Below are 12,885 nucleotides of genomic sequence, written 5' to 3'. Positions count from 1 at the left end.
GTTTAACGGCTGTTTAAAAATTAAAAGTCCAAAGGTAAGCTTTTTGAAATAATCGGTATTAACCTAGCAGACTTTAAAAACCGCAAGCTTTATTTAACCTATTATATGCATCGAAAACTTGGTTAATTGGCTTTTTTCATTTTTTGGAAAGCAAAACCTGTAGCGCTTGGGTAAGGATGATCCTGCTGTACGCTTTAGCCCTCACATTTCGGGGCTGCCGCTCCCATCAGGTTTAATTGCGATAGGCCATTACAGCTTGGGCAAGGTTGCAGGGCGTGTAATTTGCTAAGAACCACCTGTTTTGTAAAATAAACCTGATAGAACGGAAAGCCCGGAGCGAAGCATGAGTGAGGACTTGGAGGGATAGCAGGGCTGCAACGGCCATTAAAACGGAACCCTTCATTTTCAAAAAATAATAATTCTTTAAACCTCTCCATTTTTGTACCCAAAACGTAAGATCATGGTCACGAATGTGTGAATATCATATCTATTTCTTATTTTGCACCAAATGCAGTTTAAAGAGATCATAGGACAGGAAAGAGTGAAGCAACAATTGGTGCAAACGGTTAAAGAAAACCGCATTAGCCATGCGCAACTGTTTTTGTCGCCTGCTGGTTCGGGTGCTGTGCCGCTGGCCATTGCCTATGCGCAATACATCAATTGCCTTGATAAGGGCGAACATGATAGTTGTGGCGAATGTTCGAGCTGCAGGAAATATGAGCGTTTAATCCATCCCGATCTGCATTTTTCTTATCCGTTTTTTGCTTCGGCCAGTGTAAAAACTGCTGTTGATGTATTGGAAGAATGGCGCGGTATGCTAATGCAGGATCCTTATTTTGATATCGATATCTGGCGCTCCAAACTCGATGCGGCCAATAAACAGGCCAATATCAACATTGCCGAATGCCACGATATTATAAAAAAACTAAGTTATAAAGCTTTTGAGGCCGAAACCAAGGTTTTAATTATGTGGTTGCCCGAATACCTGGATAAGGCTGGTAACGCTTTACTTAAATTAATCGAAGAACCACCAGCAAACACGCTGTTTATCTTAATTGCCCAAAGTCAGGACCAGATTTTAACCACTATTTTATCACGTACACAGATTGTTAAGATCCCCAAACTATCGTCGGAAGAAGTGACCGGATATTTATTAAATAGCAGCGGCTTAAATGAAAACCAGGCCATTGATTATTCTTTTTTAGCGGATGGGAATTTAATTGAGGCTAAAGCTTTGGCAGCCGATACACAAAGTGATAGTTCGGGTACCTTTACCGCCTGGTTAAGGATGGGTTTTGGCAATAAAGTACCCGATCTGATCGAATTTACCGACGATGCCGCGAAGTGGGGAAGGGAAAACCAGAAGAATTTTTTAAAATACGGCGTAAATTATTTACGTGAGTGCTGTTTGATTTTAAGTGGTGCCGAAGAATTGGTGAAATTACCGCCCCTTACCTTCGAAACGGCTAAAAAGCTCAGTACGCATGTGCTTAGTTTGCCTATGGCTGAAGCCATTATTGCCGAGCTGGAGAAGGCACATTACCACATTGAAAGAAACGCAAACCCGAAAATTCTGTTTTTAGATGTATCTTTACAACTGGTAAAAATTATCAAGTTTAAAACGCTCCCTGCGGGGACTCAATATATATATAATTAATTATGGGATGTGGAAGTTGTTCTACAGGTGGTGGTTGCACCCCTAACGGATGCAAAAGTAATGGCTCATGCGGCACCGGTGGTTGCCAAACAATGGAAGTTCACGATTGGCTGTCTAATTTGGATATGCCTTCTAATTATAAGCCTTTTCAGGTTACCGAAATCAAATTTAAAGGTTCGCGCAAGGAGTTTTTCCTTAATAACGACAATATTTACCTCGAAATTGGTGAACTTGTTGCTGTTGAAGGACCCAGCGGTGGTTTTGATGTAGGTCACGTTTCACTTACGGGCGAGCTGGTGAGGATCCAGATGAAACGCCGCAAAACCGCGCTTGATCAGGTAACCAAAAAAATATACCGTAAAGCTACAGAAGCTGATGTAGAAAAATGGAATGCCGCCAAAGGGATGGAATGGGAAACCATGCACAAAGCCCGTAAACTGGCACTCGACCTCCGTTTGCAGATGAAAATCAGCGATGTGGATTATCAGGCAGATAAAACCAAAGCCACTTTCTTTTATACTGCCGACGGACGTGTGGATTTTCGTGAGCTGATTAAAAAAATGGCCGAAAGTTTCCGTATCCGTATCGAAATGCGCCAGATCGGAATGCGCCAGGAAGCTGGCCGTTTAGGCGGAATTGGTTCATGTGGTCGCGAATTATGCTGCTCTACCTGGTTAACCAATTTTAAAACCGTTTCTACGGCTGCGGCCCGTTACCAAAATTTATCATTGAATACCTTAAAGCTTGCAGGGCAATGCGGTAAATTAAAATGCTGCTTAAACTACGAACTGGATACTTATCTGGATGCCTTAAAAGATATTCCAGATCGTATCGAAAACCTCGATACCGAAGCCGGATATGCACGTCACCAGAAAACCGATATTTTCAAAAAAATCATGTGGTTCAGTTACCAGGGCGATGAAAACTGGATTCCGGTTAAAGCTGCCCGTGTAAAAGAGATCATGGCCATGAACAAGGCTGGCAAAAAAGCACCTAACCTTAAAGAAGAAGCTGTTCAGATTGCAGCGCCGGTTGTGGTAGAAAAATCATTCGATTACGAAAATGTGGTTGGTCAGGATAGTTTAACCCGTTTGGATGAGCGTTCGCGTAATAAAAACAAGAACAATAGCCAGAAAAACAACCGCAACAACAATCAAAACAGACGGGATAGAGTACCTGCGGGAGAGAAAAATACTGCACCGAACAATAAACCCCAGCAAGCTCAGCATGGCGGACAGAAACCTCAACATGGCGGAAAACCACAAGGGCAAAAACCTCAGCAAAATACAGGTCCAAAACCTCAGCAGGTAGTGCCAAAGCCACAGCATGTTAATGGTCCAAAACCTCAAAATAACAAGCCAAAACAACAACAGCCGCAGGGACAGAAACCTGTTGTAGCCAAAGTTGAAGGAAGTGTTGCGGCAGAAGGAACTAAGCCAGAGCAAAGCAAAAATAAGAACAGAAATAACCGTAGGAAAAACAATAACCGCCGAAACAATAATAATGGCTCAGAAAATAAACCTGCTGCTGAATAAACGACAAGTATTTTTGCTTGGCTTTTTATTGATCACTTCGCTATTTACAGGCTGTACATCAAGCGTAATTGATAGTAATGTGGAAATTGCCGATCGCAGGTGGACTTACCGTAACCATATTTCTACGCCATTTGAAATTAAAGACAATACCAAAGCCTACAATATCTACTTTAAGTTAAGGCATACCGCAGATTATAAATACGCCAATATTTTTATCCTTGTCCATTTTAAAGATGGAAAAAAGATGGTAACGAGGCGTTATCAGTATAAACTGGCCAAAAATGATGGCGAGTGGTTGGGCAGTGGCTCCGGCAATGTATTTAGCTATACTTTACCCATGCTTACCAATTATCATTTTCCACGAAATGGCAAGTTTGAGATAGAAATTGAACAGAATATGCGCGATAATCCGCTTTTGGAGGTTAGCGACGTCGGCTTAACTGTAAGTGAATCTTTAAGTAATTAAAATCAATAGTTCGTGAAAATAGCGCTCTTTAGATTAATCTTTTTTGGTTTAATCTTAACACTTTCCTCATGTGTAACCATCTACCAACTTAGTCCGGCGAAAAACAATTTCAACGCCAAAAATAATATGGAGTATGAGGTTTACGGAATGAGTTCTGCAAGCCAACAAGCCACGGGAAACAGTAGAATAGTTGCTAAAAAAGGCTATACTTTTGTAAGTGTAAAGATGAAAGTGACTAATAAAACAAATGAAACCGTTGATGTTGATTTCTCAGAAGTGGCATTATTAGATGTTATTAATATGGTAAAATATCCAGTTTCTTTTGTATACCAAGCTACAGTTGTTGCCATACCTGCGAAAAATAAAACAACTTTAGAACCTCAAAAAAGTTTAAAAAGAATATTGCTAATTACCTATCCCGATAAAATAAAGCCTGAACTTTTAGAAATTGGTAATGACAGGTACGAAATTCAATTTTCAAAGTAAGTTATAAATATTGCAGCAAGTTCTCCAGTTTCATACCTCTTGATCCTTTCAATAGTACTAAATTATCGGTAACAGTATTTTCCTGTAAATAAGTAGCTGCTTCTGCAGGTGTTTCGAAAAATATACCTTTTAAATCATTTTTATAACGGTAAAAATCTTTTCCGATAAAAATAACCTGATCTAAACCACTGTCAGCAGCCTGTTTTGCAATAATTTCATGCTGAATGGGAGATTCTGGTCCTAATTCGAACATATCGCCCAAAATGGCTGTTTTTTTATCAGCAGTTAATACCGAAATATTTTTTAAAGCAGCCGCCATACTGCTCGGATTGGCATTATAGAAATCGCAGATTACCGTATTCTTTTCGGTTTTAGTTAACTGCGAGCGGTTATTTTTGGGTTGGTAGTTGGATAAACCGGTATTGATTTCTTCTGGGACCATGTCAAAAAAATCGCCGATACAGATTGCCGCCAGTATATTTTCGAAATTGTAGCTGCCTGTTAAATTCGTTTTTACAGTCGAAGAAATATCGTGGTTGGTCCAGTCTACTTCAATAAAAGGATCGCTGCTTTTTAAAGCACCTTTTATGGTATTACCATTTTCTGTTCCATAGTAAATCAGCTTATTTAAACCTGCAACAGCACTCATTTCGAGTAAATTTTGATTATCCCTATTGATAAAGGTATAACCATTGGTTTCTTTTAAATAGGCATACAATTCTGCTTTTCCTTTTTTTACGCCCTCAAAACCACCAAATCCATCTAAATGTGCCATACCTACATTCGTAATAATACCATGAGTAGGCTGTGCGATAGTGCAGAGTAGTTCTATCTCCTTTTGGTGGTTGGCACCCATTTCAATTACCGCAATCTGCACATCTTCCGTAATCGATAAGATGGATAACGGAACGCCAATGTGGTTATTTAAATTGCCAAAAGTGGCAAAGGTTTTATAACGTTCGGTCAAAACCGCATTTATCAGTTCTTTGCTGGTGGTTTTTCCATTGCTACCCGTTAAACCGATAACCGGGATGTTAAGTTGTTTACGGTGATGGCGTGCCAGATCCTGTAAAGCACTTAACACATCGCCTACCAACAAACATTTATCATTGTATACATATTTTTCTTCATCAATTACAGCATAAGCTGCCCCTTTTTCTATGGCCTGTGCAGCAAATTCGTTGGCATTAAAAAGATCTCCTTTAAGCGCAAAAAATATACAACCGGGTGTAATGTTTCTTGTATCGGTAGAAATAACAGGGTTTTCCAGGTAATAATGGTATAATTTCTCGGTTGTAATCATGCTGATCGTAAAAAATGTGATGTAAAATTAAGCTTTAGTAACAACAAAAAACAAAATTAGTACATTAGGTAAAATTATTTTAACATGAAGAGACTGTTAACGTTCTGCCTAATCTCCCTAAGCTCTGTTTTTTTTGTACAGGCCCAGCTAAAATCTCCTGATGAATTTTTGGGTTATGCATTGGGTTCGCACTTTACCCCGCACCATAAAGTAGCCGATTATTTTAGGCAAATGGCTGCTGCATCCCCTAAAAATATTAAACTGGTAGAGTATGGTAAAACGAACGAGGGCAGGCCGCTAATGGTAGCTTTTGTTTCTTCTGCCGAGAACATAGAAAAGCTGGAGCAAATCAGAAATAATAACCTTTCGTTAACAACAGGCAATAACACCAGTATCGATTTGGCAAAACAGCCAACAATACTTTGGTTAAGTTATAACGTGCATGGTAATGAAGCAAATTCGACTGAAACATCGATGAAAATGCTTTATACTCTTGCTTCGGGAACAAATAAACCTGCCGGCGAGTGGTTAAAAAATACTGTTGTGGTAATTGATCCCTGTTTAAACCCTGATGGAAGAGATCGTTATGTAAATTATTTTAACAGTGTGGTGGGTAAAGTGCCCAACTCAGATCCGTCTTCCAGAGAACATATTGAGCCTTGGCCGGGCGGCAGACCAAACCATTATTATTTTGATTTAAACCGCGACTGGGCCTGGCAAACACAGATTGAAAGTCAGCAAAGGTTGGCCCTGTATAACCAGTGGATGCCGCAGGTACATGTCGATTTTCATGAGCAAAGTTATAACGAACCCTATTATTTTGCGCCAGCTGCAGAACCTGTACATCAGGATATTACGGCCTGGCAAAAAAGCTTTCAGGTAGTTGTGGGTAAAAACAATGCTAAATACTTTGATGCTGAAGGCTGGCAATATTTTACCAAAGAGCGTTTCGACCTGCTTTACCCTTCTTATGGCGATACCTATCCTTTATATAACGGATCTATCGGTATGACTTATGAGCAGGGCGGCATCAGGGCAGGATTATCGGTAGTCACCAATGATGACGATACTTTGACCTTGAAAGATCGTATAGCACATCACTTTACAACAGGAATGTCTACGCTTGAAGTAACTTCTTTAAACCACAACAAGCTTTTAGAAGAGTACAAAAAGTATTTCCAGCAGGAAATGGCCAATCCTCCGGGTATATATAAAAGTTATATTATTAAACCGACCAATTTATCGCGGTTGAAAAAACTGGCTGAACTTTTAACTAAAAATAAGATCGAATTTGCCTATGGCGGCGATAAAACTGGCAGGGCTTACGACTATGATACCCAAAAAGAAGAAAATTTTACCATCGGCCGAAATGATTTGATTGTAAATGTGCAGCAATCGAGAGCTGTTTTAGCTAATGTATTGCTAGAACCGCAAACCTTTGTAACCGATTCTAACACTTACGATATTACGGCCTGGGCCCTCCCCTATGTATATGGTTTAAAAGGCTATGCCAGTAAAGAAAGCATAAAAGGGAAATTTTCTTCACTGGATGAACCTAAAGCAATAAGTAATGACGTTGATAAACCCCTGGCCTGGTTATTTAACTGGGGCACAACAGAAGATGCGCATGTTTTAATTGCGCTGCAGAAAGAGAACATTAAAGTAAGGCAGGCCGATCAGCCTTTCTCAGTAAGTGGTAAAGATTATCCTGCCGGAACATTGATTGTGCTAAGGGCCGAAAACGAGCGTATTGCTAAAGGCATAAAAGACAAAGTTACTTTTATTGCAAAAATGCTCGATAAACCCATTCAGGCAGTAAGCAGTGGCTTTGTAGAAAAGGGAAAGGATTTTGGATCTAATGTTTATCCTTTATTAAAACAACCTAAAATCGCTATTGTATCAGGCATGGAGGTTTCATCTCTGGCCTTTGGCGAAACCTGGTTTTTTCTTGAACATGATTTAAACCTGTCGCCAAGCATTATCAACGCTAAAGACATCAATAATTTAGATATCAATAAAATCAATACACTTATCCTTCCTGATGGAAGTTATTCCCCGTTTATCGGCGATGGTTTAACCGCATGGTTAAATAAAGGCGGTAAGCTGATTTTAATGGAAGATGCCATAGAAAGTGTGCTGGAGAAAAAAGGTTTCGATATTAAGAAGAAAGAAACGGTGGTTAAAAAAGATGAAAAACCGGGAGCCAGCAAACTACTTTTTAAGGATAAGGACAGAGATGATTTCGAAACCACCATCCCCGGTGCCATTTACAGGATCAATCTCGATGCTTCCCATCCATTTTCTTACGGCCTGGGTAAAGCCTATTACAGTTTAAAAACCGACCGCAAAATTTATGAACCATTTGCCAATGGATGGAACGTAGGATTGATTAACGATAAAAGTTTAATGGCCGGTGTTGTTGGTAAAAAAGCACGTGAAGAATTGAAGACCGGATTGTTGATTGGTGTTCAGGATTTTGGTCGCGGAGAGGTTGTTTATCTCGCCAACGATCCCCTGTTCAGAAATTTCTGGGAAGGCGGCAAAACCCTTTTTGGGAATATTCTGTTTTGTAGTTATTAATTTCAACGTTTGTATGTAGCTTTTGCCTAATTTTTTAGTTAAAATGACTGAATAGCAAAAAAGTTACTTATATGAAATAGGCTCTGATTATAATTTAAAGCCTTAATTGTTAAAAAATGTTAAAATAAATTTGTTAGAGGCGCTTACTAACTCTAATTTAGTGTATTATTTTATACATAACTAACCTATTTCTACTATGAAAAAACTTCTACAGAGTTTGTTCATTGTTGTGTTTTTTGCATTTAATGCAATAGCACAAGATCGAACAATCACAGGAACAGTTACGTCGCAAGATGACAAATTGCCCGTTCCTGGAGTAAGCGTAAAAATTCAGGGTGCCGCAGGCGGTACCTCTACCGATTCGAATGGAAAATTTTCCATTAAAATTTCGTCTGATGCTAAAGCCCTTGAATTTTCTTCAATCGGTTTCGCCAGTCAAACCAAATCTATCGGAAGTTCAAGTGTGATCAATGTAATTTTAACTGCCGATTCTAAAGCCCTGGGCGAGGTAGTTGTTACTGCATTGGGTGTTAACAAGGCAACCAAAACTTTGGGTTACTCTCAAAGCACTTTAAAATCAGCTGAAGTAAATGCTTCAGCACCGGCAAGTTTATTTGGTGGTTTGCAGGGAAAAGTAGCCGGTGTTAATATTTCTAACACCTCTGGTGCGCCAGGTGGGTCAACAAAAGTTATTTTAAGGGGATTTTCTTCAATAACAGGCAGTAATCAGCCACTATATGTTGTTGATGGTGTGCCTTTAGATAATTCAACTGCAGGTTCTGATGACAATTATGATTTCGGTAACAATGCCAATGACATTGATCCGAACAACATTGAAAGTATCAGTATTTTAAAGGGATCTGCAGCAACAGCATTGTACGGTTCGCGTGGATCAAATGGCGTTTTAATCGTGACCACAAAAAAGGGAGCTGCAGGCAAATTAAAGATTGATCTTTCTACATCTACAACTTTAACAAATGTTGCTTCGGTTTATAAACCTCAGGATCAGTTTGGCCAAGGTTGGGATGGTACCTACATCCCTTCTGAAAACGGTAACTGGGGGCCAAGATACGACGGACAGCTGAGATCATGGGGGGCTATAGTTGATAATTCTCAACTGTTGAAACCTTTCTCTTTTATTAAAAATAACGTTAGGGATGCTTTAACAACAGGTGTTGAACTAAACAATAATATAGCCTTAAGCGGGGGTAATGAAAATAGTACTGCTTATTTCTCTTATGGTAATATTTATAGCAATGGTTATCTCCCATCTGATAACGACTCGTACAAAAGAAATAACTTTACCTTAAAGGGATCAACTAAATATGGTAAATTTTCAGCTGATGCCTCATTAAACTATGTTGGTAAAACCACAAAATTTATTAACCAGGGTGGTGGTGCTTCGGGTATTGGTTCTTCGTTTTATGAAGAAATCTTACAAATCCCTGGCGATATTCCTATTAAAGATTTACAAGATTACAAGAATAAGTTCTTTAATGTAGATAATTATTTCACACCTTATGCCGAAAACCCTTATTATGCCCTATACGAAAATGGGAGCAGATATAAAAGCGATCGTATATATGGAAATGTTAATTTAAATTATAAGGCAACTGATTGGTTGAGTTTTCAGTTCCAACAAGGTGCTGATGTTGACAATGCAATAAGCAAAATCTGGCACAACAAAAATGCGCCCAGTCCGGGAAGTTACAATGATGGAGGAAATGTAGAAGGTTCTAAAAGAGCTGCCGATGTAGGTAATGTGATTGACGGATCGGTAAAAACTTTTGAATATGATACCAAATTGAATGCGCTTTTTAACAAAGAATTAAATAGCCATTTTGATATAGATGGTTTAATCGGGGTAAATTATAACGACCGCGGTACGAGAGTTTTAACTACAGGTATCGAGAATTTGGCGATCCCGGGTTTTTACCAGATTAATAACTCTGCAAATAAGCCAACATCAACCAGCGCCGAATCACACCGCCGCTTATTTGGTGCTTATGCTTCTGCTACCATCGGTTATAATAAGTATCTGTATTTAACCTTGACCGGCAGAAACGATTGGTCATCAACCCTTCCGCAAAATAACGACAATTACTTCTACCCTGCTTCCAGTTTAGCATTTATTGCGTCGCAGGCACTCGATTTGTCTAAAACGCCAATCAGCTTTTTAAAGTTTAGGGCGAGTTATGGCGAAACCGGAAGTGATACCGATCCCTACCGTGTATTTAACAGTGCCACTAGAACATCTGTTCCTTTAGGTTTCGGAACATTAACTTTTCCAATTTTTGGCGTTCCGGGTTATTCGATCTCTAACCAGCTAAATAGCAATAACTTTAAGCCCGAGCGGGTTAAAGAAGTAGAATTGGGAGCTGAGATTAGGTTCTTAAAGGATCGTATCGGTATTGATGCAACCTACTACAACAAATTAAGGAAAGATCAGATTATCCCATTACCTATCGATCCGGCCACAGGGTATTCTTCTTATATCGTAAACTTTGGTTCAGTTCGCAACAAAGGCATAGAGCTTGCGGTAAATATTAAGCCTATTAAAACCACTGATATAGACTGGAACTTAAACTACACTTTTACAAAAGAAAACAGTAAGGTAACGGAGCTACCGATAGGATTGGATAAAGTAGTTTTAAATTCTGCTTATGATGCACAATTTGTGGCGCGTGTTGGTCAGCCATTAGGTATTATCGAAGCGCCTACCCGTACGTATAGCCCAAGTGGACAGGTTATTGTTGATGCTAACGGTTATCCGGTATATTCATCCGAAAATGTAAGTTTTGGTTCAACTATTCCAGATTTTGTTATGGGATTGAGTAACCAGTTCCGTTATAAGGACTTTTCACTTTCATTTACATTAGATTGGCATAAGGGCGGTGTGTTTTATTCAGGAACAGCCGATTTATTAAACTTTGTTGGTGCTGATAAGAAAACGATTTATAACGATCGTAGGCCTTTTATCGTTCCAAACTCTGTTCAAAAATTGGCAGATGGCACTTATGTAGAAAACACTACACCGATAACCGAAGCCAACACCGACGATTTTTATTACACCACATCAAACAAGGCGGATGCCTATGCCAACCGTATTCTGGATAGATCGTTTTTAAAACTAAGAGAGGCCACTTTGAGCTATAGTCTTCCTAAATCTATTGTGGCAAAAGTTGGTGCACAGAGAGCTAGTGTATCTGTTTTCGGAAGAAATTTATTAACATGGCTTGCAAAGACCAATAAAACGATCGACCCAGAGGTTTCTAATTTTGGAAATGATTTGGGAAGTGAATTTGGAGAGTTTAGAACTGCGCCGCCGGTAAGATTCTTTGGTGCATCGTTAAAAGTTTCATTTTAATCTATCTCGTAATGAAAAATAATCATATCAAATATAAAACGCTGATGTTATCAGCAATGGTGCTTCTTACCGTTTTTGGATGTAAGAAAACACTTGATATAAATGTAAGTCCAAACAACCCTTTGATAGAAACTACAACCCCCGAGGTATTATTTCCTTCGGCGGTTGCATCAACTGCGGGGCGTGTTGGTGGCGAATTAACCATTTTGGGTGGCATTTGGTCTCAATATTATACCCAGGCCAATGCTTCTAATCAATATAAAACCATCGATTCGTATGCCTTAACCCGTAATGATTTAAATGGCAGTTACAACGAGCTGTTTTCTGGCGCGCTGGCCGATTATCAGCTCGCTATAAATTTGGCGACCGCAAAAGCTGATTGGCGCTATAATTTAATGGCTACTGTTATGAAAGCTTATACCTATCAGGTACTGGTTGATTTATATGATAAAGTACCTTATAGTGAAGCCTTAAAAGGTGTTAATAATTTACAGCCCAAATTTGATGACGGTTATACCATTTATGTAGGCTTGCTGGCCGAAATAAATGCAGCCCTCGCCAAAGATTACACCGGTACTCCGTTGAACAGCGAACAGAAAAAAACTGATTTTATTTTTGGCGGCGATATGGATCAGTGGACTAAATTTGCAAATACATTAAAGTTAAAAATGTATCTGAGGATGGTAAATGCAAAACCTGCTGAAGCCCAAACCGGTATTAACCAATTGTATGCTAATGGTGCCAACTTTTTGACTACAGATGCTGGTATTGCCTCATTTGATGATACACCCGATAACAGTAATCCTTTTTACGAATATAATGTAAGGCGATTAAATACCACAACCAATTTAAGGGCAAGTAAAACTTTTACCAGTTGGTTGGCCGCAAATGGCGATCCGAGGGCTCGTTATTACTTTGGGACACCCAGTCCGGTACCAATGAATCAGGGCGATTACACAGCAACAGCTATTCAACAGCCTACTTATGCCAGCGCAACCGTTTTTGCACAATCGGCTAAAGATCCGGTTTGGTTTATTTCTGCAGCAGAATCCTACTTTATGCAGGCCGAAGCCTTAGAGAGGTACTTTGGTGGTGGCGGTGCTGCAGCGATGTATCAAAATGGGGTAAGAGCAGCATTTACACAGGTTGGTTTGGCTTCATCAACAATCCCTGCTCCTTATTTGGTTTATTCAACAGGTGCTTTTGAGCAGAAATTAGAGCAGATTATTGTGCAGAAATGGGCTTCTTTTCCGGGCTCGCATAGTTTGGAAGGCTTTTTTGAACAGGAACGTACTGGGTATCCAAAAACCAGTGCTGTATACTCAACCGATGGTAGTTACGTTGCTGGCCAATGGGTATATTCTAAAAATGGTGTTACCTCTGGTCTTTTTCCTAAACGCCTGGTATATCCTGCTTCATCGAGGGACAGAAATAACAATACACCTGCAGAAGTGCCAATTACCACAAAGGTTTGGTGGGGTAAGTAAGCAA

8 protein-coding genes are annotated in these 12,885 nt (G+C 39.5%); 7 read left to right on the top strand and 1 reads right to left on the bottom strand.

Annotation, left to right across the window (positions count from 1 at the left end):
- The first annotated feature begins 508 nt into the window (after positions 1–508).
- From DRW42_RS15385 to DRW42_RS15370, 4 genes are read left to right on the top strand one after another with little or no spacing between them, the layout of a single operon-like run.
- The gene (locus tag DRW42_RS15385; RefSeq protein ID WP_113949713.1) at positions 509–1,657 is read left to right on the top strand and encodes a DNA polymerase III subunit; all 1,149 of its coding nucleotides are present in this window, start codon (positions 509–511) and stop codon (positions 1,655–1,657) included.
- A 2-nt stretch (positions 1,658–1,659) separates the two neighbouring features.
- On the top strand, positions 1,660–3,192 hold the full coding sequence (gene ricT / locus DRW42_RS15380; RefSeq protein ID WP_113949712.1) for a regulatory iron-sulfur-containing complex subunit RicT: 1,533 nt from the start codon (positions 1,660–1,662) through the stop codon (positions 3,190–3,192).
- On the top strand, positions 3,161–3,658 hold the full coding sequence (locus DRW42_RS15375; protein WP_113949711.1) for a gliding motility lipoprotein GldH: 498 nt from the start codon (positions 3,161–3,163) through the stop codon (positions 3,656–3,658). Before ricT ends, DRW42_RS15375 begins: the two co-directional genes overlap by 32 nt.
- 12 nt (positions 3,659–3,670) lie before the next feature.
- Positions 3,671–4,144, top strand: a complete 474-nt coding sequence (locus DRW42_RS15370) for a hypothetical protein (RefSeq protein ID WP_147243756.1) — start codon at positions 3,671–3,673, stop codon at positions 4,142–4,144.
- A gap of 1 nt (position 4,145) precedes the next feature.
- Here DRW42_RS15370 and DRW42_RS15365 read toward each other — a convergent pair whose 3' ends face one another.
- Positions 4,146–5,447 (bottom strand): UDP-N-acetylmuramoyl-tripeptide--D-alanyl-D-alanine ligase, encoded by a 1,302-nt coding sequence (locus tag DRW42_RS15365; protein ID WP_208643574.1) that lies wholly within the window; start codon positions 5,445–5,447, stop codon positions 4,146–4,148.
- An 84-nt stretch (positions 5,448–5,531) separates the two neighbouring features.
- Between DRW42_RS15365 and DRW42_RS15360 the strand changes: the two genes are divergently transcribed.
- The 3 genes from DRW42_RS15360 to DRW42_RS15350 all read left to right on the top strand — a co-directional run bounded on the left by DRW42_RS15360 (position 5,532) and on the right by DRW42_RS15350 (position 12,881).
- Positions 5,532–8,027 (top strand): M14 family metallopeptidase, encoded by a 2,496-nt coding sequence (locus tag DRW42_RS15360; RefSeq protein ID WP_113949709.1) that lies wholly within the window; start codon positions 5,532–5,534, stop codon positions 8,025–8,027.
- Between the two features lie 196 nt (positions 8,028–8,223).
- Positions 8,224–11,394: a SusC/RagA family TonB-linked outer membrane protein gene (locus DRW42_RS15355; protein ID WP_113949708.1), complete on the top strand. Its 3,171-nt coding sequence runs from the start codon at positions 8,224–8,226 to the stop codon at positions 11,392–11,394.
- A gap of 11 nt (positions 11,395–11,405) precedes the next feature.
- Positions 11,406–12,881: a SusD/RagB family nutrient-binding outer membrane lipoprotein gene (locus tag DRW42_RS15350; RefSeq protein ID WP_113949707.1), complete on the top strand. Its 1,476-nt coding sequence runs from the start codon at positions 11,406–11,408 to the stop codon at positions 12,879–12,881.
- Positions 12,882–12,885: the final 4 nt, after the last annotated feature.

This window comes from Pedobacter miscanthi (genome assembly GCF_003315595.1).
Lineage (GTDB): Bacteria > Bacteroidota > Bacteroidia > Sphingobacteriales > Sphingobacteriaceae > Pedobacter > Pedobacter miscanthi.
Note: the sequence above shows the minus strand (reverse complement) of the source record. Positions and strands in the feature narration are given on the sequence as shown.